The sequence below is a fragment of the Paractinoplanes polyasparticus genome (assembly GCF_019710575.1).
GTDB lineage: Bacteria > Actinomycetota > Actinomycetes > Mycobacteriales > Micromonosporaceae > Actinoplanes > Actinoplanes polyasparticus.
The window spans coordinates 779,933-800,817 of sequence record NZ_JAHWFK010000001.1; the positions used below are offsets into that span (position 1 = coordinate 779,933).

At 68.2% G+C, this 20,885-nt stretch carries 42 protein-coding genes; 26 read left to right on the top strand and 16 right to left on the bottom strand.

All coding sequences use genetic code 11. From position 1 onward, the window contains the following. Positions 1–98 precede the first annotated feature (98 nt). From KXC43_RS04125 to KXC43_RS04165, 9 genes are read right to left on the bottom strand one after another with little or no spacing between them, the layout of a single operon-like run. Positions 99–377: a hypothetical protein gene (locus KXC43_RS04125; RefSeq protein WP_221374506.1), complete on the bottom strand. Its 279-nt coding sequence runs from the start codon at positions 375–377 to the stop codon at positions 99–101. Beyond that, positions 374–613 carry a hypothetical protein gene (locus KXC43_RS04130; protein WP_221374507.1) on the bottom strand — a complete coding sequence of 80 codons (240 nt, stop codon included), beginning with the start codon at positions 611–613 and terminating at the stop codon, positions 374–376. Before KXC43_RS04130 ends, KXC43_RS04125 begins: the two co-directional genes overlap by 4 nt. Further along, the gene (locus KXC43_RS04135) at positions 610–927 is read right to left on the bottom strand and encodes a hypothetical protein (protein ID WP_221374508.1); all 318 of its coding nucleotides are present in this window, start codon (positions 925–927) and stop codon (positions 610–612) included. The genes KXC43_RS04130 and KXC43_RS04135 overlap by 4 nt, the downstream gene beginning before the upstream one ends. Continuing rightward, complete coding sequence (locus tag KXC43_RS04140; RefSeq protein WP_221374509.1) at positions 924–1,232, bottom strand: hypothetical protein; 309 nt, start codon at positions 1,230–1,232, stop codon at positions 924–926. The genes KXC43_RS04135 and KXC43_RS04140 overlap by 4 nt, the downstream gene beginning before the upstream one ends. Continuing rightward, positions 1,229–1,423 carry a hypothetical protein gene (locus KXC43_RS04145; RefSeq protein WP_221374510.1) on the bottom strand — a complete coding sequence of 65 codons (195 nt, stop codon included), beginning with the start codon at positions 1,421–1,423 and terminating at the stop codon, positions 1,229–1,231. Before KXC43_RS04145 ends, KXC43_RS04140 begins: the two co-directional genes overlap by 4 nt. Continuing rightward, the gene (locus tag KXC43_RS04150) at positions 1,420–1,704 is read right to left on the bottom strand and encodes a hypothetical protein (RefSeq protein WP_221374511.1); all 285 of its coding nucleotides are present in this window, start codon (positions 1,702–1,704) and stop codon (positions 1,420–1,422) included. Before KXC43_RS04150 ends, KXC43_RS04145 begins: the two co-directional genes overlap by 4 nt. Next, on the bottom strand, positions 1,701–1,901 hold the full coding sequence (locus KXC43_RS04155) for a hypothetical protein (RefSeq protein WP_221374512.1): 201 nt from the start codon (positions 1,899–1,901) through the stop codon (positions 1,701–1,703). The genes KXC43_RS04150 and KXC43_RS04155 overlap by 4 nt, the downstream gene beginning before the upstream one ends. Further along, positions 1,901–2,344, bottom strand: a complete 444-nt coding sequence (locus tag KXC43_RS04160) for a hypothetical protein (RefSeq protein WP_221374513.1) — start codon at positions 2,342–2,344, stop codon at positions 1,901–1,903. The genes KXC43_RS04155 and KXC43_RS04160 overlap by 1 nt, the downstream gene beginning before the upstream one ends. Further along, the gene (locus tag KXC43_RS04165) at positions 2,341–2,886 is read right to left on the bottom strand and encodes a hypothetical protein (protein ID WP_221374514.1); all 546 of its coding nucleotides are present in this window, start codon (positions 2,884–2,886) and stop codon (positions 2,341–2,343) included. Before KXC43_RS04165 ends, KXC43_RS04160 begins: the two co-directional genes overlap by 4 nt. Positions 2,887–3,086: 200 nt before the next feature. Here KXC43_RS04165 and KXC43_RS04170 point away from each other — a divergent pair, with 200 nt between their 5' ends. The 16 genes from KXC43_RS04170 (at position 3,087) to KXC43_RS04245 (ending at position 10,839) form a co-directional block, all read left to right on the top strand. Continuing rightward, positions 3,087–3,308: a hypothetical protein gene (locus tag KXC43_RS04170; protein ID WP_221374515.1), complete on the top strand. Its 222-nt coding sequence runs from the start codon at positions 3,087–3,089 to the stop codon at positions 3,306–3,308. A gap of 168 nt (positions 3,309–3,476) precedes the next feature. Continuing rightward, positions 3,477–3,809, top strand: a complete 333-nt coding sequence (locus KXC43_RS04175; RefSeq protein WP_221374516.1) for a hypothetical protein — start codon at positions 3,477–3,479, stop codon at positions 3,807–3,809. Next, a complete protein-coding gene (locus KXC43_RS04180) occupies positions 3,806–5,158 on the top strand; it encodes an AAA family ATPase (protein WP_221374517.1) in 1,353 nt (450 codons plus the stop codon). The genes KXC43_RS04175 and KXC43_RS04180 overlap by 4 nt, the downstream gene beginning before the upstream one ends. Before the next feature lie 431 nt (positions 5,159–5,589). Beyond that, complete coding sequence (locus KXC43_RS04185; RefSeq protein WP_221374518.1) at positions 5,590–5,997, top strand: hypothetical protein; 408 nt, start codon at positions 5,590–5,592, stop codon at positions 5,995–5,997. An 11-nt stretch (positions 5,998–6,008) separates the two neighbouring features. Then, a complete protein-coding gene (locus KXC43_RS04190) occupies positions 6,009–6,188 on the top strand; it encodes a hypothetical protein (RefSeq protein WP_221374519.1) in 180 nt (59 codons plus the stop codon). After that, on the top strand, positions 6,185–6,361 hold the full coding sequence (locus tag KXC43_RS04195) for a hypothetical protein (protein ID WP_221374520.1): 177 nt from the start codon (positions 6,185–6,187) through the stop codon (positions 6,359–6,361). The genes KXC43_RS04190 and KXC43_RS04195 overlap by 4 nt, the downstream gene beginning before the upstream one ends. Continuing rightward, positions 6,358–6,690 carry a hypothetical protein gene (locus KXC43_RS04200; protein WP_221374521.1) on the top strand — a complete coding sequence of 111 codons (333 nt, stop codon included), beginning with the start codon at positions 6,358–6,360 and terminating at the stop codon, positions 6,688–6,690. The genes KXC43_RS04195 and KXC43_RS04200 overlap by 4 nt, the downstream gene beginning before the upstream one ends. Before the next feature lie 124 nt (positions 6,691–6,814). Next, the gene (locus tag KXC43_RS04205; RefSeq protein ID WP_221374522.1) at positions 6,815–7,612 is read left to right on the top strand and encodes a metallophosphoesterase family protein; all 798 of its coding nucleotides are present in this window, start codon (positions 6,815–6,817) and stop codon (positions 7,610–7,612) included. After that, positions 7,609–7,911, top strand: a complete 303-nt coding sequence (locus KXC43_RS04210; RefSeq protein ID WP_221374523.1) for a hypothetical protein — start codon at positions 7,609–7,611, stop codon at positions 7,909–7,911. Before KXC43_RS04205 ends, KXC43_RS04210 begins: the two co-directional genes overlap by 4 nt. 76 nt (positions 7,912–7,987) lie before the next feature. After that, positions 7,988–8,260, top strand: a complete 273-nt coding sequence (locus tag KXC43_RS04215; protein ID WP_221374524.1) for a hypothetical protein — start codon at positions 7,988–7,990, stop codon at positions 8,258–8,260. 22 nt (positions 8,261–8,282) lie between these two features. Beyond that, complete coding sequence (locus KXC43_RS04220) at positions 8,283–8,909, top strand: AAA family ATPase (RefSeq protein WP_221374525.1); 627 nt, start codon at positions 8,283–8,285, stop codon at positions 8,907–8,909. Then, a complete protein-coding gene (locus KXC43_RS04225) occupies positions 8,906–9,136 on the top strand; it encodes a hypothetical protein (RefSeq protein ID WP_221374526.1) in 231 nt (76 codons plus the stop codon). The genes KXC43_RS04220 and KXC43_RS04225 overlap by 4 nt, the downstream gene beginning before the upstream one ends. After that, positions 9,136–9,450: a helix-turn-helix domain-containing protein gene (locus tag KXC43_RS04230; RefSeq protein ID WP_221374527.1), complete on the top strand. Its 315-nt coding sequence runs from the start codon at positions 9,136–9,138 to the stop codon at positions 9,448–9,450. The genes KXC43_RS04225 and KXC43_RS04230 overlap by 1 nt, the downstream gene beginning before the upstream one ends. Before the next feature lie 10 nt (positions 9,451–9,460). After that, positions 9,461–9,943, top strand: a complete 483-nt coding sequence (locus KXC43_RS04235) for a hypothetical protein (protein WP_221374528.1) — start codon at positions 9,461–9,463, stop codon at positions 9,941–9,943. A 16-nt stretch (positions 9,944–9,959) separates the two neighbouring features. After that, positions 9,960–10,349 carry a hypothetical protein gene (locus KXC43_RS04240; RefSeq protein ID WP_221374529.1) on the top strand — a complete coding sequence of 130 codons (390 nt, stop codon included), beginning with the start codon at positions 9,960–9,962 and terminating at the stop codon, positions 10,347–10,349. A 232-nt stretch (positions 10,350–10,581) separates the two neighbouring features. Beyond that, on the top strand, positions 10,582–10,839 hold the full coding sequence (locus tag KXC43_RS04245) for a hypothetical protein (protein ID WP_221374530.1): 258 nt from the start codon (positions 10,582–10,584) through the stop codon (positions 10,837–10,839). A 52-nt stretch (positions 10,840–10,891) separates the two neighbouring features. On the opposite strand, the gene KXC43_RS04250 is transcribed toward KXC43_RS04245, so the two are convergent. Next, on the bottom strand, positions 10,892–11,089 hold the full coding sequence (locus KXC43_RS04250) for a hypothetical protein (protein WP_221374531.1): 198 nt from the start codon (positions 11,087–11,089) through the stop codon (positions 10,892–10,894). A gap of 96 nt (positions 11,090–11,185) precedes the next feature. Here KXC43_RS04250 and KXC43_RS04255 point away from each other — a divergent pair, with 96 nt between their 5' ends. From KXC43_RS04255 to KXC43_RS04295, 9 genes are all read left to right on the top strand, one after another. Then, positions 11,186–11,461, top strand: a complete 276-nt coding sequence (locus KXC43_RS04255) for a hypothetical protein (protein WP_221374532.1) — start codon at positions 11,186–11,188, stop codon at positions 11,459–11,461. Then, a complete protein-coding gene (locus KXC43_RS04260) occupies positions 11,461–11,697 on the top strand; it encodes a hypothetical protein (RefSeq protein WP_221374533.1) in 237 nt (78 codons plus the stop codon). The genes KXC43_RS04255 and KXC43_RS04260 overlap by 1 nt, the downstream gene beginning before the upstream one ends. Continuing rightward, positions 11,694–11,891 carry a hypothetical protein gene (locus KXC43_RS04265; RefSeq protein ID WP_221374534.1) on the top strand — a complete coding sequence of 66 codons (198 nt, stop codon included), beginning with the start codon at positions 11,694–11,696 and terminating at the stop codon, positions 11,889–11,891. The genes KXC43_RS04260 and KXC43_RS04265 overlap by 4 nt, the downstream gene beginning before the upstream one ends. Next, positions 11,891–12,076, top strand: coding sequence for a hypothetical protein (locus tag KXC43_RS04270; RefSeq protein ID WP_221374535.1), 186 nt, complete (start codon positions 11,891–11,893; stop codon positions 12,074–12,076). The genes KXC43_RS04265 and KXC43_RS04270 overlap by 1 nt, the downstream gene beginning before the upstream one ends. Further along, complete coding sequence (locus tag KXC43_RS04275; protein ID WP_221374536.1) at positions 12,073–12,258, top strand: hypothetical protein; 186 nt, start codon at positions 12,073–12,075, stop codon at positions 12,256–12,258. Before KXC43_RS04270 ends, KXC43_RS04275 begins: the two co-directional genes overlap by 4 nt. Next, on the top strand, positions 12,255–12,581 hold the full coding sequence (locus KXC43_RS04280) for a hypothetical protein (RefSeq protein ID WP_221374537.1): 327 nt from the start codon (positions 12,255–12,257) through the stop codon (positions 12,579–12,581). Before KXC43_RS04275 ends, KXC43_RS04280 begins: the two co-directional genes overlap by 4 nt. A gap of 27 nt (positions 12,582–12,608) precedes the next feature. After that, positions 12,609–12,860 carry a hypothetical protein gene (locus KXC43_RS04285; RefSeq protein WP_221374538.1) on the top strand — a complete coding sequence of 84 codons (252 nt, stop codon included), beginning with the start codon at positions 12,609–12,611 and terminating at the stop codon, positions 12,858–12,860. 366 nt (positions 12,861–13,226) lie between these two features. Then, positions 13,227–13,865, top strand: a complete 639-nt coding sequence (locus KXC43_RS04290) for a hypothetical protein (RefSeq protein WP_221374539.1) — start codon at positions 13,227–13,229, stop codon at positions 13,863–13,865. A gap of 103 nt (positions 13,866–13,968) precedes the next feature. Continuing rightward, positions 13,969–14,352, top strand: coding sequence for a GntR family transcriptional regulator (locus KXC43_RS04295; RefSeq protein ID WP_221374540.1), 384 nt, complete (start codon positions 13,969–13,971; stop codon positions 14,350–14,352). Between the two features lie 108 nt (positions 14,353–14,460). Here the strand turns inward: KXC43_RS04295 and KXC43_RS04300 are convergent, their stop codons facing one another. From KXC43_RS04300 to KXC43_RS04315, 4 genes are all read right to left on the bottom strand, one after another. Then, positions 14,461–16,011: a M14 family zinc carboxypeptidase gene (locus KXC43_RS04300; protein WP_221374541.1), complete on the bottom strand. Its 1,551-nt coding sequence runs from the start codon at positions 16,009–16,011 to the stop codon at positions 14,461–14,463. Positions 16,012–16,089: 78 nt separating this feature from the next. Continuing rightward, complete coding sequence (locus KXC43_RS04305; protein WP_221374542.1) at positions 16,090–16,908, bottom strand: MetQ/NlpA family ABC transporter substrate-binding protein; 819 nt, start codon at positions 16,906–16,908, stop codon at positions 16,090–16,092. A 113-nt stretch (positions 16,909–17,021) separates the two neighbouring features. Continuing rightward, the gene (locus KXC43_RS04310; RefSeq protein WP_221374543.1) at positions 17,022–17,678 is read right to left on the bottom strand and encodes a methionine ABC transporter permease; all 657 of its coding nucleotides are present in this window, start codon (positions 17,676–17,678) and stop codon (positions 17,022–17,024) included. After that, positions 17,675–18,748: a methionine ABC transporter ATP-binding protein gene (locus tag KXC43_RS04315; RefSeq protein ID WP_308128945.1), complete on the bottom strand. Its 1,074-nt coding sequence runs from the start codon at positions 18,746–18,748 to the stop codon at positions 17,675–17,677. The genes KXC43_RS04310 and KXC43_RS04315 overlap by 4 nt, the downstream gene beginning before the upstream one ends. A gap of 254 nt (positions 18,749–19,002) precedes the next feature. On the opposite strand from KXC43_RS04315, the gene KXC43_RS04320 reads away from it, so the two are divergent. Then, entirely contained in the window at positions 19,003–19,341 is a 339-nt protein-coding gene (locus KXC43_RS04320; RefSeq protein ID WP_369076945.1) for a Uma2 family endonuclease, read from the top strand. Positions 19,342–19,452: 111 nt separating this feature from the next. On the opposite strand, the gene KXC43_RS04325 is transcribed toward KXC43_RS04320, so the two are convergent. Both KXC43_RS04325 and KXC43_RS04330 read right to left on the bottom strand, forming a co-directional pair. Further along, positions 19,453–20,469 (bottom strand): NACHT domain-containing protein, encoded by a 1,017-nt coding sequence (locus tag KXC43_RS04325; RefSeq protein ID WP_221374545.1) that lies wholly within the window; start codon positions 20,467–20,469, stop codon positions 19,453–19,455. Further along, the gene (locus tag KXC43_RS04330; protein ID WP_221374546.1) at positions 20,466–20,843 is read right to left on the bottom strand and encodes a PCC domain-containing protein; all 378 of its coding nucleotides are present in this window, start codon (positions 20,841–20,843) and stop codon (positions 20,466–20,468) included. Before KXC43_RS04330 ends, KXC43_RS04325 begins: the two co-directional genes overlap by 4 nt. Positions 20,844–20,885: the final 42 nt, after the last annotated feature.

Genomic DNA, 20,885 nt, shown 5'->3' on the forward strand with positions numbered 1-20,885 from the left:
GTCGTCAGGTGTTGATCGGGAGTTGATTACGCCTTAGGGGGTGGGCCGCCGCGCCGGCAACATCGAGCGGACGATGCGCGGCGGCCCGGTCAGTGGGGTCAGCCGGGCTCGTGGACCCAGATGCCGTCGGCGGGTTCGATGTCCGGGTCGTGAGCCAAGATCGCGCTGATGCCGTCCGGCTCAGGCCATGTCCGCAGCCGAACACGGCAGCCGTCACGGGCCACAGGGCAGACGGCGAGACCCAGTCGTTCGGCCAGTTCCTCTGCTGCACTATTGCCGGTGGCATCCACGGCGGTGGTCAGGACCGAAGTGGTTTTGAGCCAGCGGTCGCGGCCGGGCCTCTGATGGTCGATGACGTACAAGACTCGCGAGGTCATGAACTTGCTCCATTCAAGTTGGCGGGAACCAGGGCGCAGTCGATAACGCCGCCCTGCTCGTCGGTGGCTTCGTCCACGACCTGCCACCAGTGCTGGCGCAGGTCCCGGTTGCAGCGCCCGCAGCGGTGCGTGTCAGCGGGCAGCAGGTGGAACGGCATGTTCTGGGTGCGGGTGGCGAACGCCAGGCTCAGCGCGAACGGGGCCGGGCCGTGGCTGGGGTCGACGAACAGGATCACGCCGGCACCTCCGCGACCTCAGCCCAGCGGACCGTCACATGCCTGCCCGCGGTCTCGGCCCAGACGCGCACCCATTCGGTGGGCGAGTCCTTGTCCAAGCCGACCAGCAGGCCGTAGTGAGCCCGGTGGTAGCAAACCTTCGGCTGGTGCTCGGCGATCAGCTCACGGGCCGCATCGAGGTGCTCGTTGGCCTGCTTGGTGTGGTCGGCGGCGTCCAAGTCGTCTTCCCCGCCGAAGCTGACGTCGGCTTGCGCCCAGGAGATCAGGCGGTAGGCGGAGTCCAAGTGGCGGCGGATCTGGCAGTAGGGAGTCATGCCACCCTCACTCGGGTAGAGGTCGGAAGGTGCCGACCGGAGATGCTGTGACCGCTGACCCAGTCGCCGCTCTCCACGTCAACGACGGCGATGCAGTGCCCTTCGGTGCCGCAGTCCAGAACAGAGGTAACGCGCCAGGCGTGGGTGACCTCGGACAGCGGTGGGTCGAAACGCACAAGCCCTTCGGTGAACAGTGCGTCCTCCAGCAGTGCGCGAGGGCCACTGAAGCTGTCCGGCCACGGAAGGTCCAGGTCGGCCGCCTGCCTGCGGGCCTCGATCCGGGCCAGGAAGTCGAGGTGGCTCATGCCGTCGCCTCCGAACAGTCCTGCTCGATGTCGTCCACCGTCATGAACCAGCGGTGGGTCTTCTTCGGCTTGTCGCAGACCGGGCACGGCCAGTCGCCGAGGTCGTCGATGTCGAGGACGGCGAGATGCAGCTCCGCGTACTGGGGCGGGATGTCCCACCGGCTGCGGACGTTGATCGCTCCCCGGGTCATGCGGTCGCCTCGCTCAGGTAGCGGCGGCCGGCGCCGGTGATGACCGCCTCGTCGCCCTTGGACTCGAGCAGCCCGTCACGGAGCAGCCACACCACCTCGTCGACCACCATGGAGCCGTCGGGGATGCTGTCGTCCCAGTCGGACGGAAGCTCGTCGTAGCGGTAGAAGCTGTCGCCGTTCTCGCGGACCAGGTAGATCGAACGCCCGGCGGCGGCAACCTTGAGCAGGGAGACGATGTTGCGCCGGTCCTGGGCGGCCCAGTCGGTCGGAATCCAGGTCATCGCCCGTTCCTCTCGCGGTAGATGACGGTCGGGAAGCCCTGCGCTACGAACCAGTCGTCGAGGATCTGGACGATGTCGTTGCTGCTGGACCCGTCGGTGTCGGCTTCGAGGAACTGGTTGTAAAGGTCGAACACGGCTCCGCTGGTCACGCTCGTCGCCGCAACGAACGGCGGCTTCGGCTCCCCGGGCGCCCCCATCACAACGCCTCCTTCACGATTTCCACTGCCGCCAGGTAGGCATCGGCGGAAGCGCTGGCTTCGGCCTTCGCCTGGTCGATGGTGGATTGCGGCACGGTGAAGAACCCCCGAGTCAAGCCCTCCCAGCTGGTACGGAAGGTGCCGGCCACGTGCGTCGCGGTCGCGGGCCGCCTGGCGCCGTCGATGATGCTGCGAGCGCATGCGACGGCTCCGGACCAGTCACGGTTGCGGTGTTCGTGTCCGCATTCGACGAGCGTCTTGCCGTCGAGCCGGACAACGCCGATGTAGCGGTAGTCGCGGTCGCCGCTGGAGCTCGAGACGCGCCTGGAGCCGGCGGTCAACCGAGCGGCGGGCCGGGCGAGTGCCGGCGCGGGCTTGGGGACTTCGATGACCTCTTCGGGTTCGGGCATCCAGAACGACCAGTCATCCTCGGTGGTGCTCATGCCGCCACCCGCCGCTCGGCCTTCGCGGTCAGGGTCGCGCCGAACGTCACCCAGTGGCGGCCCCGCTTACGGCGGTCCAGCTTGACCAGGCCGCAGCGTTCGAGCGCGTTGAGCTGGACGATCGTGGCTGTCTTGCCCCGGCGGATGTAGCCGTTGTCGTCGGCTTGGGCGAGGACCCGGTCCTGCGGCTCCGTGGTGATCGCGGCCCGGCGGGTGCTGGCCTGGCGGAACGTGTCGAGGGTGGCCGGCTGCGCGTTGTCGAGGACCTCGGCGGCGAGCTCGTCGAACACGGCGGCGGCACTGGTGAGGACACCTGCGGCCTGCACGATGTCGTAAAGCGTGGTGCCCTGCTCGACCTCGGCTTGGAGGAAGTTGAGGTAGGCGTCGGCGGCGGCCGGGGTGGCGAAGGTCCGGTCGAGCTCTTCGACGTGGGCGACGGTGATGGCTACGCCGTCGTGGTGGCGGTCGATGCGGGCGTGGATGAGACGGCTCCCGGTCGGGCTGGTGAAGTCGACGTAGGTGGTGCTGAGCTGCGCGTTCATGGTTCGGGGTGTCCTCCCGATCGGCGGCCCTCCGGTGCGCCAACACCTCGGAGCCGGGGCTTTCCTTGCTGCAACCACTTTGGCAAATTGGCTTGGCCATGTCAAGTGGCTTGGCATATGGGCTTGGCGTCGGATACGATCACGACATGACTTGGCCAACATCCTTGGAGATCCACCCCGCGCCGTGGGAAAGTCCGCCCATGGAAGACGCCGACCTCGAGAAGCTCGCCCGCGACTACGTGCGGACCGAAGCGAAACTCATCCGACTCCGCCCGCAGCTGTACGCCGGGATCTACGCCTACAAGCAGGCGCACGGGAGCCGGCGAGGTTGGCAGACAGAGCTCGTGAACGCGACCGGGCTGACCCGCGAGCGCATCCGGCAAATCATCGACGCCGAAGAGAAACGGCGCGCTGACCAGTAAGAAGTCGGTGCCCGAAGGTAGCCGGGAACCCTGAAGCTTTAGGCGGGCGAGGCGGAGTTGGCGCTCCGTTGATCCTCGCCCTTGACGGATAGGACACATCCGCCCATGCACGACTCTAAGGCTTTGCCATGCTCGAACAACGGTGCGACCGACGATCTTGACCGGGTCGTGTCCGCGCTCCGAGAGCACGAGACGTTCAACCGCGCCCAGGTTGCCTGGCTCATGGCCCAAGCCCAGCGCTGGGGCTACGACGTCGGCTGGGAAGAAGGCCAGCTCGACGGCTTCGTCGCGGGCTACCAGCTGTGCGAGGACGAGTGGAACGCCGAAGCGGCCGGACGGCTGAATGCCTTCACCGCGCGGGACGCCCGCGACGGTGACGCTCGGGACTGGCTCGTCGAGCAGGCCGACCTCGCAGCACGGCTCCCCCGGATCACGGACCGCCGAGGTGGCGCTGCCGACATGTGGGGCGACGAGCCCGGCGACATGCAGGTGGCCGCGTGAGCGACGACCTCGACGAAGACCTGTGGAAGCCCGGCTGGGACGAGACCCCCGAGTCCATGGCCGAGCAGCGGAAACTTGTCACCGAGCAGCGGCACAAGCGGGACTACATCCTGCGCGTCGCCGAGGAGACAGTGCGGCTGCGCGCCCGCCGGGAGGCGCAGCGCCTGGTCGACGCCGAGAACGTCACCGACGAACCCATCCCTGCCCCAACCTCGCTGGACGACCTGCTCGACGAGGAGGACGAGCAGGAGTCGTGGCGCATGGTGGGACTCTGGCCGAAAGGCGGGACGGTACTGCTCTCGGCCGGCGCGAAGTCCGGCAAGACCACCACGACCGGCAACGTCGTCCGCTGCCTCGCTGATGGGGACCGCCTGTTCGGGGTGCACGCCACCGAGGCGCTGCCCGAGGGCGACACGGTCGCCGTGCTTGACTACGAGATGCCGCGCGGCAAGGTCAAGCAGTGGCTGCGGGACCAGGGCATCAAGAACCGCAAGGCGGTGGTGGTCTGGACCGAGCGGGGGCGGGCCGGGCAGTTCGACCCACGCAACGAGGCGTCCCGCGCGAAGTGGGTCAACGCGCTGGCCGCGTCGTCGGTGAAGGTTTGGATCATCGACTGCCTGTCGCCGATCCTGTCGGCGCTGGGGATCGACGAGAACAACAACACCGAGGTCGGTGCGGTCCTGGACGGCATCAACACGATCGCTGCCGCCGCCGAGGTGTCGGAGACGCTGCTTATTCACCACATGGGTCACGGGGCCGAGCGTTCCCGTGGCGCGTCACGGCTGGTGGGCTGGCCGGATGTGAACTGGCGCCTGATGTGGCCGAAGGACGACCGCAACCCGAACGCAGAGCCGGACCCGAACGGCCCGCGCTTCTTCGCCGCCTACGGCCGGGACGTGGACGTGCGCGAGGGGCGGCTGGTCTACGAGTCCAGTACCCGGCATCTGAACTTCATGGAGGGCGGGCGCAAGGACGACCAGGCGACGAAGAACCTTGGCCGGCTGCTGGTGTACGTCCGCGACAACCCGCTGCTGGGCGTGCGCAAGCTTCAGGACGGACTCACCGACAAGCTGGGCGGTCGGGACACGGTCCGTACGACGCTGAAGACCGCTGTCGAGAAGGGGTACGTGACGGCGAATCGGGTTGGCGGCAACGCTCTCGAGCACTTCGTCACCACGTCAGGCAAGGCGCAGATCTGGGCGCTGTCGGTAAACGTTCCGGAGGGTGGCGCCGTTCCTCCTGCACCCGGTGAGCGGGAGCCGTGCATCTGCGGCTACTACATCACCGCGGAGGCTTTTGCGGCGGGCGCGAGGGCTTGCATCGAGTGTTTGAAGGCCGCGTCTTCGTGACTGAAAACCGGAGAGTGTGCGGAGTGTGCGGGAGTGTGCGGCTGATCAACCCGCACACTCTTTCCACCTTTCCCGATCTTGCGTTTTACCAGCTCAACCCAGTGTGCGGGAGTGTGCGGAGATCAAATAGCCCTTGACCACGACGTTTCCGCAGGTCAGCGCCATAGGGCGTGTGTGCGGCGCCCTAAGAAAGCCGCACGCCCGCACACTCTCCCGCACCTGACCTCCCCGCACACCCTGCCGCACACATGGACGTCGATGTTCCAACCCCCTTCCCTCGGTGCACCTTTGACCTTCCGGCTCCACCTCGCCTCGGCCGTCGCCAACGTCACCCATATGCGCAAAGCTGCTATGCCAAGTGACTTGACATTCTACGCGTCGCTTGGCAGCGTTGAAGAGGTCAGAACACGCAGGGAATCGGAGACAAAAACATGCGCAACGCCACCGCAGTCGACATCGTCCGGCGCCTCACCGGCAGCCTCTACCGCCAGACCTGCGAGGCCCCGTCCGTCCTTGGCGACGGGATGGGCGACGCGCAGCACGGCATCACCAACGCCCTCGACGAGGCGATCGAGCTGGGCTGGGTGAAGGTCGTCAGCGTCAAGCCGACCACCTACGCCGGCACCTGCCGGTTCGTTGCCCTCGCCGACGGGATCACCTACTGCCCGACCTGCATCGCGGGCTGCGACCACGACCAGAGCGGCTCGTGCGAGCACCTGGGCTGCTGGGGGCCGGACGCCACCATCGACTGCGAGGGTGTCCCGTTCGCCCGCGTCGCGGTCCTGACCTCCGCCGAGTGGGCCGAGATCGACGGCACCGGCGTCCTGACGACGGCGTGAAGGGGGACGGAATGAACGACAAGGACACCTGTGGCGACTCGGGCTGCATCGACTGCAACCCGAGCCCCGCCCAGTTGGGCGACAGCATGACGGTCCAGCCCGGCGAGTGGACGTCGATCGACGACAACGGCACCGAGATCTGGCTGTACGGGGATCAGGCCGTCGACATCGTCGTTCGCCTCCCGTCGTGAGCCTCAACCTGGTGGCCGGCGGCTGCCCCGACTGCATTTGCGACCCGATCCTGTGCGCCTGCGACGACACGGGCGAGCACTGCATCGAGTCGGGGTGCGGGGCGTGCCAGCACGGCTGCCCGACCGACGCGCACGACATGACGATTCGCGCTGTACGAGAGGAGGCCCAGTGAGCACCTCCACGATTGAGTTCCTCCACTGCGACCACGCCCAATGCGCCGTCAAGGTCGAGAACGATCGGCACGGCAAGCTGTACCAGCAGCGGCGAGACAACGGATGGATTGACGCCATCTACACACACGGCTGCCCTGAGCATGGCGGCACGATCCTTGCGCACGCGGCGAAGCTCACCACCCAGACCCGAGGCCGGGGACGCAGCGAGCGAACCACCTGGTTCCTGACGTGCGCTTGCGGATGGACGCCCAGCCCGGCGTGGCAAATGGACAGCACCAACTACCTGCGGGAACGGCACCTTGCCCACCTGCGTGAGCAGACCGCCTGACCTCGCTGCGCCTTGCCCCCAACTGATGTGCGCCAGTAGGGCCGACACGCCCTGACCACCAGCTACGCGACTCCCGAGCCCCAGGACGCAACTACAAGGAACGACTCGACGGAAGGGAAGCGGCATGACCGACCCGCTGACAACGCCAGAGCGGATCGCCTTTGCCGGCGACTGGCACGAGAACGCTGAGTACGCGGCCCGCGCCATCCGCCACGCCAAGAATGCCGGCGCCGACGTGCTGATCCAGCTCGGCGACTTTGGATACAACTACGGCCGCCACTTCCTCGCCTTGGTCTCTGCCGCCGCCATGTACCAGCGACTCCCGGTCCTGTTCATCGACGGCAACCACGAGAACTTCCCGAAGCTGCACAGCTACCCGATCGGAGCCGACGGGCTGCGGGAGGTCTCCGACTGGGTGTGGCACCTGCCGCGCGGTTTCCGGTGGGAATGGTCCGGCATACGATTCCTTGCCCTCGGTGGTGCGCACTCCGTGGACCGGCCGTGGCGGCAGCCCGGCCTGTCGTGGTGGAAGGACGAGGCCATCACCGAGGAGCAGGCAGCGCAAGCCATCTCGGGTGGGCCGACCGACGTCCTGATCGCCCACGACTGCCCGATCGGCGTCGACATCCCCGGTCTCCAGCCTGACGCGTTCCCTCCGCTGGAGATTCTGCGGGCCGAGGAGCACCGCGGCGTTCTGCGCCGGGTCGTGGAAGCAGTTCGGCCGCAGTGGATCTGGCACGGCCACTACCACCAGCAGTACGGGCAGACGGTGGACCTCGGCTACGGCCCGGTCACCGCGGTTGGTCTCGACTGCGACGGGTCAGACCTTCGCAGCAACGTACAGGTGGTCACGTTGGCGAACCTGGTTGCGCTTCAACAAGCCACCGCCCCTTTGACCTTCAACGAACGGAGCACAACATGACCACCACCGTCCAGCCCGGCCAGCTCTGGGTCAGCCCCTCCGGAACCGTCCTGCTGTACGTCCTCGAAACCTCCGGCGACATGGCCCACGTCAAGGACGTACTCGGTCCGCATGTCGGCGCAACCCACTGGCGCACCGTTGGTGAGCTGGTCGGCTGGGACCTGGCCGGCGTGCAGGCGCAACCGATCCACGTGCTTGCCGCAGCGACCCGCGCTTGGCGGCACGGCAACTGCACCGACGCCGAACTGTCTCGCGTGGTGGACGACTTCGAGTCCAACCCGGCCAACTTGAGGCCCTGACCGGCTACTACCAGCTCCACGACACCAGAGCACCAGGACGCAACTACAAGGAACGACTCGACGGAAAGGAAACGGCATGAGCACGCTCGCGCAGAAGATGGACAAGCACTTCGACTGGCAGCGCACCCGTCACTCCACCAGCGCCGACCCTATGGACCTGTTCGTGTCGGTCGACGACCTGGTCGGCTACTTGGCGGCGCAGACCCGCGCCGATGAGCGCACCGTGCGGCGTGCGGTGAAGACCGAACTCGAACGGCGTGCTGACAACGGCCTGGTCTATCGCTGGGCGGAAGTGCACGGGGCATCGCTGCGGGCAGACCGTGCCGATCACTACTTCTTGCCTGCCTGACCTTCAACGAACGGAGCAAGACATGACCGCCAGCACTCCCGCCCCCGCCGTAGACCTGATCGAGCACGCGGCCGGGATCATCGTGAAGAGCAAGAGCCAGCCGTACACGGCCCCGTACCACTGGGCGGGTGCGCTCTGGGAAGCCGGAATGCTCGTCGCTCCCGGCACCGCCGCGCCGGTCGTCAACCCCGGCACCCTGACCGTCACCCGCGGACTGCCCGGCTGCGGCAAGACCACCTACGCCCGCGCCTGGGTCGCCGAGTCCCCCGCCACCCGCTCCCGCTCCAACCGCGACGACCTCGGCCAGTCCCTGCACGGCCGTCGCTTCTACGGTGACGAGGCACTGTTCGCGGTCACTGAGGACGCGATCACCACCGCGCAGCATGCTCAGATCCTGGCACTGCTCAACGCGGGCCGGGACGTGATCTGCGACGACATCAACCTTGATGAGGGGCGTCTTGCCCCGATGCTTCACCTTGCCATGCGGGTGGGCGCTGAAATTCAGACCGTGGACATGCGAGACGTGCCGCTGGAGGTGGTTCTCGAGCGCAACGCCCAGCGTGCGGACGCGACAGACCTTGTGCCCGAGGCGGTCATCCGAGACATGTGGGAACGCCACGTTGCCGCCCAGGAGGTGAGCCCACTGTGACCGACGTCGACGTGCACAACGACCCCTTCGCCGGCTACGAGGGCAGGCAAGAGCCGGACTGCACCACCTGCGACGACCAGCGCTTCGTCCCGGACTTGACCGGTGAGACGGGGACGGCGCAATGCCCTGAGTGCGACCCGACCGTCGAGCAGGTTGCTGCGGCTACAGCCGAGTACGAGCGCGCGGTGGCGACCGGCAAGGTTGACCCGGCCGCTGAGCCGTTCTGATGGCCCGCCTACGCGCCCTGAGCGCCCCGCCACCGCCTCAGCCCACAGCGGTGGAGGTGTGCGCCGACTTCGAGCCGTACCGGCTGATCCAGGCCCGCCAGATGAACGGCTGGACGCGGAGGGACCTGTCGGAGGCGACCGGGCTCACCCCGCAGCAGATCGCCTGGTTCGAGGGCGGCGTCCTCACCCCGAAAGCGTACGAGCTGGAACGGATCGCCGACGCCACCGGGACACTGGTCGCGTTCTTCAAGCGGGGCCGGCCAATGGCGATCCTCGACTCTTCGGCCCTGTTCATGTGCACCACCGACCGCTAGGAGATCCACCATGGGCATGAGCCCCGACGCGCACCTGGCCTACGGCTACGACCTGGGCACCGACGAGGACCCGCGCTTCGCCGAGAAGGGCGAGTACGACCAGCCCGACCTGCCCTGGTTCGACAGTGAAGCGGAAGACGACGACGAAGGTGAGAAGGGCTTCGTCGAGCAGCTGTTCAACCACCTGTACGCGCAGATCGACAACCCGGAGCCGGCCGAATACGACTTCGAGCGGCAGACGATCGCCGAGAAGCATTACGGCATCCGAATCAAGTACTCCGGGCACGGCGACTACGCAGGCCACATCCTGATCGCTGACGGCTCGCACCGGTCGGTGGAGTGGTCGGAAACGATGGTGCTCGACCCTGCCGACCTTGCCAACGATCCTCTCGCAGGAAGTTGGGACGACAAGCTCCACACCGTCATCCGGGCGCTCGGCATCACCCCAACCCAGGACGGCCCGAGGTGGCTCGTCTTCCCGAGCTACGGCTGAGAGGCAACGTGGGAACGTGGGAACGAACTGGTTCTACCGCTTCGACGAGTGCGGTCATTGCGACCGCTACACCGAGGTCCACGTGTGCAAGTCGAAGCGCACTTGGCGGGCGTACCGCAACGTGTTCCTGGATGACGAGCACCCCGAGTGGGGGCGCACGCAGGAGTCACCTTTCGGTTTCTCCGTGCGGTCCCTGGCCGATTGGCGGACCGTGTTCACCGCACGTCCCGGGCGGCTGTTCGACGAGTACGGCAAGCAGATCGACGACCCGCTCGGCTGGCTGGGTGAGGCGGTGCCGTGGCGGCCGACACCGGAAGGCCTGGCTGATCTGTGCGCTGACGAGGCCGCTGGGATGGGCTGGCTTGATGAGGCCGGGCACCGTTTCTACGCCGGGGAGTTCTCGTGACCACCCACATCGCCAACGATCCCGCATTGTGCTGCCTGCCCGGCGCTTGGGACCGGATGGCCGCCCTTCCGCAGGGTTTCATGTGTCACGGCGAGCCGCTGCCGCCTGAGGTCGCCGACATCGCGGCAGCCGAGGGAGTGGACCCGCACCATCTCGACCACCACGTGGAGGGAATCCACGGCTGGGAGTCGCACGACGAGGGCTACGCGACCGCTGTAGCCGCCTCGGTTGAATGCGTGAAGAACGGCGGGGTCTGTCTGCGACCCTCGACGAGGCTGAAGCCCACATCGGCAACCCGGTCCTGATCCGCACCGCCCAGGGCCGCACCTCCGACGCGGAGATCGTCAAGGTGGACGGTGAGCGACGCATGGTCGGGTTGCGCGTCCGGTACGTGGTGCTGGCCCGTGGCTGGCGACCCGGGGTGCAGTGGTGGCATCCGGTGCACCTGTCCGTGCCGCGGTGGTGGCTTGAACGGCAGGAGGCGTCGTGATCGCTGAGATCGTGCGGGCGTTCTGGCGCGGCGTCGACTGGCTGCTGTACGGCTAGCCCTGCTCGTAGTCCTTCCGCCGGGGCATCTTTGCCCCTGGTCGCTTGAGGAACGCGGCGACAAGCCGACGGATGACGTCGCCTCGTTCGGGGTCGCCACCGACCACCTGACCCAGCTCCTCCCAGTCGGCGTCATCGAATCCGACCATGTGGCGGTGCATGGCGTGCCGGTCCTCGGTGCGATCTTTCGCCATGCTTCATGTTCGCACGGTGGTTACCACATTCGGCACTTCTGGCTGCACGTCCGAGTGATCCGCGGGGTCCGATCATGGCGGCGTTTCGGTAGACTGGTGGTTACCACCACGACCGACTTCGAGCAGCTAGGAGCACTCATGCACGTCGAGCACGACATCATTCAGGCCGCAGGGCAACTCATCACCGGAGCCATCAGCAACGGACTGCCCGCCGAGGATCAGGCGGAGTTCAGTGGACTCGACGACCACGGCCAGCGAATCCTCGAAGACCTCCTCGACGAGCTCACCCCGATGGACCTGGCCGCCGCTCTGCTCGCCGCCGCGAACCGGATGGACGAGAGCGACTACGCCGACGAGGAGGTCGACGCCTGATGTCCGACGAGACGATCACCCTCGAAGCCGAGCGCACCTCTCGCACCACCATCACGGTCAACCGCGCCGAGTACGAGCAGGCCAAGGCCGACAACCGCGTGGATCACCTGCTCGACGTCTACCTCAGTGACATGGACGGCGAGACCACGATCACCGAGCCCGACGGCACCATCTACGACCCGTCCGACGTGACCAGGACGTGGCGCAGCTACCTCGAAGGCGAGGCCCCCGTATGAGCACCGAACAGACCTTCACCCCCGGCGACCGCGTCTACCACCGTCAGCTCAAGCGGTACGGCACGTTCATCGAGCCGTCGTGGACCAGCGGCGAAAGCATCGTTGACTTCGACGTCCCGGACGAGCCCGGCTACGAGGACTGCCTGCGGATCACCACCGCCCAGCCCGTGGCGGCCGATGAGGTGAACACCTGATGGCCCGTACCGGATGGAACGAGGTCGACCCGTACGAGACGGTGGAGATCGCTGATGCGGGTGTCAGCGTCTACCACGATGGCGACGAGGAGACGACCGTGTGGCTGCAGGCCGACGGAACGTTGAAGCTCGGCCACACCAGCGGGCAGTGGCAGATCAGGTTGCTGCGGGAGCCTGCCCAATGACAGACCTCGACTACAGGAAGCTCCACGACGACCTGATCGGGAAGCTGATGGCGAACATGCCGCAGGACTGGGACATCGACGCCTCACCGGAGGCGATCTGCGTCAGCTACGTCCGCGAGCTCGAACAGCGCCTGACAGCCGCCGGCGGTTCGCTCGAGCGCTGGCCCGGAGACGACCGATGACGACGTACCGCACCGGGCGCCACTGGGGCGTCACCATAGTCCGCGAGGCTCCGCAGCCTACGGACGGCACGATCGACCTCTCCCGCGACCAGCTTGTCGCCGTCATCACCAACGGCGACACGGCGCTGGCCGAGCGGATCTGCGCACTGCTCAACGCCTCGGACGGGGCGCTCGCGCAGTGCGCCGAGGAGACCTGGTCGTGGGAGCACTTCAACCACGACCAGGCAGACGGCTACTGGATCACCTGTGACCTTCAGGGCGCTCACGACGAGCACAAGGACGAGAACACCGGGCTCACGTGGTGCACGCAGCCAGAGTCGTGACGCCGCAGCGGTGAGAGCATCAGATTCATGAACCCCGAACTGCACCGCGCCCGCGCTGAGGAACTCACCGCCCAAGCTGACGAACTCCACCTGGCGATCGAGGAAGCCGGCGGCAACGTTGACGAGGTGGACTGGCGCCGCCTCGATGCGAAACTCCGCCTGGCCCGCCTGCGACTGGATCTGGCGCTGCAACCGCCACGGGAGGACCCGCCGAGACGGAAGCCGACTTCCCTGCCGCACGTCCCCACCAACGAGATCCTCGACTGGGACGGCAACTGACCCAGTACTCGTAGCTTCAACGAGTCAACCGGTGATCAGGACTCCGGTAGAAGTGCGATTTGTCTGAACATCCATACGGCCGGGTGGAAACCCGCGCGAAACACCCCGGGCGCTGCCACCCTGAACGGATGCCCCGATCCAGCTTGAACCGGCGGCAACACGGGGCCACGGACGACCGGTGCGGGTGACACCCCAAACCAGAAACCATCCGACACCGTGGCGGACATTAACGAGTCAGGTCCCCGTCGAGACGCGGACTGGTCACCAACTTCGACCGAACGGATGACCAGGCGGCCGTAACTGGAACCCATCAAGACGTGTTTCCCCCAATGAGCAGCTATTCACTCACGTCAGGGGAGGCGCCACGTGGACGACCCGGGAAGCAACACCGTCGAACTCAGCCCCCGCACCCCACCCGCCGCACCCCCGGCAAACCATCCCGACGACAAAGAACGCCGGCTCCGGCGCTTCGGCACCCTCAGCCTCATCAGCGGCATCGCCATCGAAGTAGCCCTGATCATCGCAGCCCTCACAATGGCGGTGATCAGCGACAACAACGCCTACTCCAATCCGACAGCCGAACTGTTCGGGGTCCTCACCCACCTGGCGTTCGTGTCGCTGGCCGCCGGGTTCATCGCCATCGGCGGAGTGGAACGCCTCACCCGCCGGCACCGGGCCCAAACCGCCGACAACACCCGCGAACTCGCCGGCATCCGGCAAGCCAGCACCACTGTCGCTGACTTGGCCCGGGCCACCGAACGCAACCGGATCCTGCTCGAGCGGCTCGCCCTCGACAACGAGGAACGCTACGGCGGCATCATGGCGTACGTGGCTGTGCTGCCCGGCCGGTTCAGTGAGCTCGCCGACAGCTACGTTGCCCTGGTTGACCGGCTGAAGGTCATCGAGGAAGCCGTGCAGCACATCCCTGACTACAGCAAGGGCGTCAAGGACGGTCTGCAGCTGCGCCGCGGCTACATCGACCCGGACTCCACCGACCCGGAATGATCCATACCATCGGCGGGCTAGAGGGCTAGCCCGCTAGCCCGGTAGTCCACTTTCGACCCGACCCTAGGGTCGGTTTGTGATCAATCCGCGCAGAGAGGGTGCCGTGTACCGGCGCCTCGCCTCACACCTGCGCGACGACATCACCTCCGGCCGGATCCCGCCCGGCCACCTGCTGCCCTCCGAGACAACCCTGAGTCAAACTCACGGGGTGAGCCGGTTGACCGCCCGCGCCGCAGTGAACCTGCTGCGGGCGGAAGGACTGGCTGAGCTCGTGAGGGGGCGAGGTGTCGTGGTGCGTGAGCCGAACGAGTACGAAGACCTAGTTCTGCCACCCGGCAGCTCTGTCATCGCCCGTGCCGCCACGGTTGACGAGTGCGACGAGTACGGGATGAGCACCGGCACGCCCGTGTTCTCGGTGACCGCCACAGACGGCACGGTCGAGGTGTTCCCGGCGGACCGGTGGCGACTAGTCTGGCCCTCGAGCTGAGTCCAGGTTCGACGGGTTGACGCATCCAAGCTGCATCCAACCATCGGGAAGCTTGCCGCTCGGCCAGACAAATCAGCAGCTCACAGCATCACAGTACGTTACTTCGCTTTAGATGTCGTACATCTGGGGCACCAGGTCCGAGATGTCGCGGCCCGCCTCGAGCATGACGTTGGCCAGGCCGCGCTTGGGCTGGTGCATGTCGATCAGGTACGTGCCGGCGGCGTACCGCTTGCCGTTCAGCGTGAAGCCCCGCAACGCCCGCTTCACCCGCACGTCGTGGTCGACCAGAAGGTCCACGAGGCGGGCCGCGGCCGGGGTGCCGGCCGGAACGACGTACGCCCGGGGGAAGGTCGTCGAATAGCGGTCCTCGGGCCCGAAGCCGGGAACGAAACCGTCGGGGATGACCGGCGACGGCGCGCCGGCCCAGCCCCGCCGGAACTGCTCGATCTGGCCGGCCAGCAGCGAGGCACGGTGGGTGTCGGCGTACGACAGGGTGGCCGAGATCGTCGCGTCGACCACCTCGGTGTTGATGGCGGAGCGTCGCTGCAGCTCGGCGACCGGCAACGACGTGTAGTCGCCGCGGTTCACGCGCAGCGGGATCTCGACGGTGTGTCCGATCGCGCCGTGATACATCGCGTACATCGGGGTGAAGATCGGGGGCCAGTCGTCCCAGTCGCCGGGGGCGTAGTCGCGGAACGGGATGTCGACGCTCCGGGTCTCCGCGTGGCCGAGCCGCTGGACCGCGGCCTCCATGCCGAGCGCGTTCGGCAGGGCGTGCTTGATGTACAGGTCGTACTCGTAGTTCTGCCCGTGTGGCGGCGTCGCCGGCTCGATCAGCGTCGTGCCGGTGTAGCCGTGCTCGTCCAGCATCACCAGCGGTTGCGTCGCGAGCAGCACGTCCCGCACGGCCCGCGACTCGGGCTGCGAGCTCGTCGCGTGATCCCGGTTGATGTCGAAGCCGGCGCCGTTGGCGCGGGTGCCGGCGATCCGCCCGTCGGGGTTGTTGGTGACGGTCACGTACAGCCGCGTACGACGGAGGAAAGCGGCCGTGGCGGGGTCGGTCGCCGTGGCGAGACGCTCGATGACGCGCAGCGCCCCGTCGGTGCCCTCCCACTCGTCACCGTGGATGTTCCCGTTGATCCAGACCGGCGTCTTGTACTCGCGCGCCAGCCTCTTGTCCCGGGCCGCCGCGCGCGGGTCGTCCTCGATCAGCTCCCGCCAGCGGTCCTGCCGGGCGGCTTCGGCGGCCGTCTCGGGCGCGGTCACCGTGGCCAGGTAGAGGTCGCGGCCCAGCGCCGAGTGCCCGACCACTTCGGCCGACACCCGCTTCGAGGCCGCCTGCAGCGCATTCAGCTTGGGCGCGATCCCGTGGTACGGGACGAGGCCCAGCTTGATCGACCGGTCCTCCGCGTTCACCGGCGGCAGTGGCAGCCGGTGTTGCCGCGGATAGCCCTGCCTCGACGGCTTCCACCGCGTGGTCGCCGATGCCGACGTCGACAGAAGAGATGTCGTCGGCTCCGCGAGGGCGGCGACCTCGTTCCGCTCAGGACCGTTGCCGAAGTCGCGGGTCGAGGGAGCTTCGGCCGCGGAAGCCACGGACGAGGGAACGACGATCAGTCCGGCGGTGAGCAGCGCTGCGCAGAGTCGAGCCAGGTCCACAGTGCTCAGCCTCACCCATGCCGAGGCGGCGCCGCTCATACCGTTCAGGTCATATCGCGACGCCGCCGAGCGGGTGGATCAGAAGGCGGCGAGCACCGAGCCCTGGTACTTGTCGTCGATGAACTTCTTGACCTCGGCCGAGTGCAGCAGCTTCTCGAGCTTGACGACCCGCGCGTCGGTCTCCTCGCCCGTGCGGACGACGAGCAGGTTCGCGTACGGGTTGTCCGCGCCCTTCTCCAGCGCCAGCGAGTCGGTGGCCGGCTTGAGGCCGGTCTCGATCGCGTAGTTGCCGTTGATCACCGAGATCGCCGTGTCCTCGAGGCTGCGCGGCAGCTGGGCCGCCTCGAGCGCCTTGAACTCCAGGTTCTTCGGGTTGGCGGTGATGTCCTTCTCGGTGGCCTTGACGCCCACGCCGTCCTTGAGGGTCAGCAGGCCGTTGGCGGCGAGCAGGTTGAGCGCGCGGCCCGAGTTCGACGGGTCGTTCGGAATGCCCACCACGCCACCGGCCGGCACGTCCGCGATGTTCTTCACGTTCTTGGAGTAGACGCCGAGCGGCTCGATGTGCACCGGCTTGAGGGCGGTGAACTTGTAGCCCTTGGCCGCGACCTCCTCCTCCAGGTACGGGACGTGCTGGAAGTAGTTGGCGTCGAGCTGCTTCTCCTGCAGCGCCACGTTGGGCTGGATGTAGTCGTTGAACTCGACGATGTCGAGCTTCAGCCCTTCGGCCGACGCGAGGTTGTCGGAGATGTACTTGAGGATCTCGCCGTGCGGGACCGGGCTGACCCCGACCTTGAGGGTGTCATCGCTCGCGGACCCCTCGTCGGAGGAAGAGCCGCAGGCGGCCAGCCCCAGCAGGAGCGTCGCGGAGGTGAGGACGGCAGCAAGGGTGCGGCGCATTCTCTTTCAACAACCTCTCTTCTATCGGTGGGACAGCCGGTCTTCTATCGGTGGGACAGCCGGTCTTCTGTCGGTGGGACAGCCGGGTTCTCGATCGGTGGGAGAGGCGGGTTCTATCGGTGGGACAGGCGGCGGACGAGGAGGTCGCCCGCCATCTGGACGAGTTGCACGAAGACGATGAGCACGACGACGGTCGCCACCATCACCTGCGTGTCGAAGCGCTGGTAGCCGTACCGGATGGCGAGGTCGCCGAGCCCGCCGCCGCCGACCACGCCGGCCATGGCGGAGTAGCCGACCAGCGCGATCACGGTGATCGTCAGGCCGGCGACGAGCCCGGGCCGGGCCTCGCGCAGCAGCACCTTGCCGACGATCTGCCGGCGGGTGGCGCCCATCGCGGTGGCCGCGGCGACGACGTCGGGCGGCACCTCGCGCAGGGCGGCCTCGACTATGCGCGCGAAGAACGGGATGGCGCCGATGGTCAGCGGCACGATCGCGGCGTCGGTGCCGATCGTCGTGCCGACCACGGCCCGGGTGAACGGGATGACCGCGACCAGCAGGATGATGAACGGCAGCGAGCGGGCGACGTTCACGACGAACCCGAGGACGGACGACACCGCGGGCGCGGAGAGCATGCCGCCGGGCGCGGTGAGCACGAGCAGGATGCCCAGCAGCAGCCCACCGACCGCGGTGAGGACGGTGGAGACGAACACCATCCAGGCGGTCTCCTGCAGACCGACCGCGAGCAGCTCGGTCAGTTCGGAGGTGGTCACGACGCTGCTCCCTGAATGTCGGGCCGGCTGGTGGGGGCGGCGGTCTCGTCGGGCTCCGGCCGGTCGACGGGCCGCGCGACCGGCTCGGCCACGGCCGGGCTGACCTGGGCGCCGCGCTCGCGCAGGAACGCCAGGGGCGCGTCGTCGCCGGCGGGCAGGGCGAGCCGGAACCGACCGGCGCGGGTGGCGGCCAGCTGTTCGACCGAACCGGCCAGGATCCGTACGTCGATCTCGAAGCGCCGGGCGACCTCGGCCAGCAGCGGCGCGTCGGCCTCCTCGCCGCTGACGGTGACGTCGACGACGGCGTGGCCGGCCAGGGAGGTGGGAGCGTCCAGCGGGAAGAGTCCGCGCGCCAGCTCGGAGCCGGGCCGGTGCAGCAGGTCGGTGACCGCGCCGGACTCGACGAACCGCCCGTCGCGCATGACGGCAGCCGAACGGCAGATCCGCTTCACGACGGTCATCTCGTGGGTGATCAGCAGGATCGTCAGGTTGAGGCGCTGGTTGAGGTCGAGCAGCAGGCGCAGGATCGAATCGGTGGTCTCCGGGTCGAGCGCCGAGGTGGCCTCGTCGGAGAGCAGCACCTTGGGCCGCGCGGCCAGCGCCCGGGCGATGCCGACGCGCTGCTTCTGCCCGCCGGAGAGCTGACCGGGGTACGCGTCCGCGCGCCCGCCGAGCCCCACCAGCTCCAGCAGTTCGGCCACCCGCTCGCGCCGCTCGTTCCGCGGCACACCCGTGACCTCGAGTGCGAAAGCGACATTCCCCGCCACCGTACGCGAGGAGAGGAGCGCGAAATGCTGATGGATCATCCCGATCCCGTGCCGCGCGAGTCGCAGCGGCCGCCGCTTGAGCGCGGTCAGCTCGACCCCGCCCACGGTGACCGTGCCCTCGTCGGGCCGCTCCAGCATGTTCACGCAGCGCAGCAGCGTGCTCTTGCCCGCGCCGCTCTGCCCGAGCACGCCGAACACGTCGCCCTCGGCCACACTGAGGTCGACCCCGTCGACGGCCACGACCGCCCGGTCGCGCCGCCCCTTGGCCCGGTAGGTCTTCCGGAGCCCCTGTATCTCAATCACGTAGCACCCTGGTATGCGTGGTTGACGACCCGGCAAAACCTACAAGTCCCATAGGCTTCTAGACATCGACACGCTAGCGCGCCACCCCGCCGGAAGGCCAACCGCTGTAACGACCATCACGGCGAACGTCCCTGACCGGCCACGGTCCTGTCTACCCCGGCGAAACGGACCCGCCCACGGATACCCACAGTGAGCTTGACCGCATCGCCGAGTTATCCACAGGCACGCTCCGCGAGCGCCGCGAGCCGGCGGGAATCGGCCTCCGCATCCCCGAGCGCGGCGGCGCCGGCGTGGGCGGGCGAATCCCGGACCTTGTGGTCTGGTCCAGGCCCCAGAGCAATGAAGTCTGGCTACCCACCGGTGATGTCCTCCTGGTCGTGGAGATCATCTCGCCGGAGTCCGAGGGCATCGACACCGTAACCAAGCGAAGCGAGTACGCCGCCGCCGGCATTCCGCAGTACTGGACCGTTGACCGGGACGCGGCGCAGACCGTGACGATCCACATGCTCGTCGAGGGGCACTACGCAGTGCGCGCCACGATGCCTCTCACCTGGACGCTCGACACCACCCCGTCGGAACACGAGCTCAGCTGACGAATTGCGCGAGCCCGCCTGCGATTGCTTGCCGCCGGCTCATAGCCGGGCCACGCCGCCGCCCAGCCCCAGCCGCGAGACAGATCCTGGCCGCACACAAGACGCGAGAGCTCACCCCAGGGCGAGGGCGGCGGCGTGGTCGCGTAGTTCGGTGTGGCGGAAGTCGTAGAGGCGGCCCTCGCGGCGGAGGAGGCCCGCCTCGTGCAGGGCACGCAAGAAACGGCCGGGCCGCGGGCCGACGTCGGTGACGCGCAGGCGGCGGGCCAGGATGGCGGTGCGGTGGCGGGGCCAGCGGCCGTTCAGGGCGCCCGCTATCTCGAGGTCGAGCAGCACCTTGCGGGCGCCCGGCAGGCCGGAACGGGCCAGGCAGGTGATCAGGTCGGAGGGCCACATCAGGCCGCGGCGCAGGGCCTGGACGGCCAGGGCCAGGTCGAGCGGGCGGCACAGCAGCACGCCCAGCGGGCCGTACGGGTCGCTGCGCACGGCCTGGGCCAGGCGGTCGAAACCGGCGATGGCGCCCGCGATGTTCGGCTGCTCCAGGCGGCCCAGCGCGTCCAGATAGTCGGCGACCGCGGCCGGACCGGCCGGATCGATGCCGATGTGCTGCGCGCCCTCGAGGCGCAGCGGGTCGTCGAGGGCGGCGTCGCCGGTCAGCAGCATCACCGGGGCGTCGCGGCCGAAGAGGTGGCAGACCTCCTCCACGGCCCAGCGACGCATCCGGGCCGGCATCTCGTCGAGCCCGTCCAGGACGAAGAGGTGCCCGCCGCCGTTCACCAGGTCCGCCACCGGTGTGCGCCGCAGGTCGGGGTAGGCGCGGGCGAGGCGGCGGCCCAGGAAGCCGGGCAGGTCGTCCGGCTGCCGGCGTGAGCTCATCGAGAACAGCAGCGGCACGACCGGGGCTCCGCGTTCGGCCAGGCCCTGCGCGGCCAGGGCGGCGAACGTCGACTTGCCGCTGCCGGGCGCGCCGTAGACGACGGCCCGCCAGGTTCCGTGCAGGGCGAGGAGATTCGCAGCCTTCCGGGCGTACTCGGAAGTCGTCCACAATGCCTCGGCGAAGCACAGCTGCTGTTCGAGTGGCTCGCCCGGGCGCAGCAGACGCAGGGCCGGCGGGAGGTACGGCGCGCTCACGGCGAGACGTCCATGGACAGGTCGACCGCGCCCAGCAACACGCCCACCACCCCGTGGCACCGCGCCGCGAGGAGCCGCCCGCCGACCGTACGGTTGCGGGCGTCGTTGAGAACAGCCTGGAGCCGGGCCACCTGCGTGCCGTGGCGGCGCAGCACGCTTCCGGAGAGCGAACTGAGGTCGAGCGGGCCCGCGAACGAGCGTCTGGCGCCGCCCGCCGCGGACCCCAGCTCGGCCGCGCGCACCAGCCCGGCGCCCGAGGCCACCACGACCGCCGGCAGGTCGAGCCGCTCGACCGCGAGCCGCACGGTGGCCACCAGATCCTCGTCCTGGTCGACCCGCACGAAGATCCGGCTGCCGTCGCTCTCGATGTCCATGTCGAGACATTGACTGCGGTAACGGGGAATTCGGCGGGGAAC

Excerpts from the sequence above, each read along its gene's own strand:
- KXC43_RS04135 (WP_221374508.1), bottom strand. The coding sequence starts at position 927 with ATGACTCCCTACTGCCAGATCCGCCGCCACTTGGACTCCGCCTACCGC.
- KXC43_RS04205 (WP_221374522.1), top strand. The coding sequence starts at position 6,815 with ATGACCGACCCGCTGACAACGCCAGAGCGGATCGCCTTTGCCGGCGAC.
- KXC43_RS04330 (WP_221374546.1), bottom strand. The coding sequence starts at position 20,843 with ATGGACATCGAGAGCGACGGCAGCCGGATCTTCGTGCGGGTCGACCAG.
- KXC43_RS04215 (WP_221374524.1), top strand. The coding sequence starts at position 7,988 with ATGAGCACGCTCGCGCAGAAGATGGACAAGCACTTCGACTGGCAGCGC.
- KXC43_RS04145 (WP_221374510.1), bottom strand. The coding sequence starts at position 1,423 with ATGACCCGGGGAGCGATCAACGTCCGCAGCCGGTGGGACATCCCGCCC.
- KXC43_RS04250 (WP_221374531.1), bottom strand. The coding sequence starts at position 11,089 with ATGGCGAAAGATCGCACCGAGGACCGGCACGCCATGCACCGCCACATG.
- KXC43_RS04230 (WP_221374527.1), top strand. The coding sequence starts at position 9,136 with ATGGCCCGCCTACGCGCCCTGAGCGCCCCGCCACCGCCTCAGCCCACA.
- KXC43_RS04245 (WP_221374530.1), top strand. The coding sequence starts at position 10,582 with ATGCGTGAAGAACGGCGGGGTCTGTCTGCGACCCTCGACGAGGCTGAA.
- KXC43_RS04150 (WP_221374511.1), bottom strand. The coding sequence starts at position 1,704 with ATGACCTGGATTCCGACCGACTGGGCCGCCCAGGACCGGCGCAACATC.
- KXC43_RS04170 (WP_221374515.1), top strand. The coding sequence starts at position 3,087 with ATGGAAGACGCCGACCTCGAGAAGCTCGCCCGCGACTACGTGCGGACC.
- KXC43_RS04280 (WP_221374537.1), top strand. The coding sequence starts at position 12,255 with ATGACGACGTACCGCACCGGGCGCCACTGGGGCGTCACCATAGTCCGC.
- KXC43_RS04220 (WP_221374525.1), top strand. The coding sequence starts at position 8,283 with ATGACCGCCAGCACTCCCGCCCCCGCCGTAGACCTGATCGAGCACGCG.
- KXC43_RS04190 (WP_221374519.1), top strand. The coding sequence starts at position 6,009 with ATGAACGACAAGGACACCTGTGGCGACTCGGGCTGCATCGACTGCAAC.
- KXC43_RS04155 (WP_221374512.1), bottom strand. The coding sequence starts at position 1,901 with ATGGGGGCGCCCGGGGAGCCGAAGCCGCCGTTCGTTGCGGCGACGAGC.
- KXC43_RS04235 (WP_221374528.1), top strand. The coding sequence starts at position 9,461 with ATGGGCATGAGCCCCGACGCGCACCTGGCCTACGGCTACGACCTGGGC.
- KXC43_RS04160 (WP_221374513.1), bottom strand. The coding sequence starts at position 2,344 with ATGAGCACCACCGAGGATGACTGGTCGTTCTGGATGCCCGAACCCGAA.
- KXC43_RS04270 (WP_221374535.1), top strand. The coding sequence starts at position 11,891 with ATGGCCCGTACCGGATGGAACGAGGTCGACCCGTACGAGACGGTGGAG.
- KXC43_RS04140 (WP_221374509.1), bottom strand. The coding sequence starts at position 1,232 with ATGAGCCACCTCGACTTCCTGGCCCGGATCGAGGCCCGCAGGCAGGCG.
- KXC43_RS04260 (WP_221374533.1), top strand. The coding sequence starts at position 11,461 with ATGTCCGACGAGACGATCACCCTCGAAGCCGAGCGCACCTCTCGCACC.
- KXC43_RS04185 (WP_221374518.1), top strand. The coding sequence starts at position 5,590 with ATGCGCAACGCCACCGCAGTCGACATCGTCCGGCGCCTCACCGGCAGC.
- KXC43_RS04275 (WP_221374536.1), top strand. The coding sequence starts at position 12,073 with ATGACAGACCTCGACTACAGGAAGCTCCACGACGACCTGATCGGGAAG.
- KXC43_RS04285 (WP_221374538.1), top strand. The coding sequence starts at position 12,609 with ATGAACCCCGAACTGCACCGCGCCCGCGCTGAGGAACTCACCGCCCAA.
- KXC43_RS04265 (WP_221374534.1), top strand. The coding sequence starts at position 11,694 with ATGAGCACCGAACAGACCTTCACCCCCGGCGACCGCGTCTACCACCGT.
- KXC43_RS04210 (WP_221374523.1), top strand. The coding sequence starts at position 7,609 with ATGACCACCACCGTCCAGCCCGGCCAGCTCTGGGTCAGCCCCTCCGGA.
- KXC43_RS04125 (WP_221374506.1), bottom strand. The coding sequence starts at position 377 with ATGACCTCGCGAGTCTTGTACGTCATCGACCATCAGAGGCCCGGCCGC.
- KXC43_RS04305 (WP_221374542.1), bottom strand. The coding sequence starts at position 16,908 with ATGCGCCGCACCCTTGCTGCCGTCCTCACCTCCGCGACGCTCCTGCTG.
- KXC43_RS04165 (WP_221374514.1), bottom strand. The coding sequence starts at position 2,886 with ATGAACGCGCAGCTCAGCACCACCTACGTCGACTTCACCAGCCCGACC.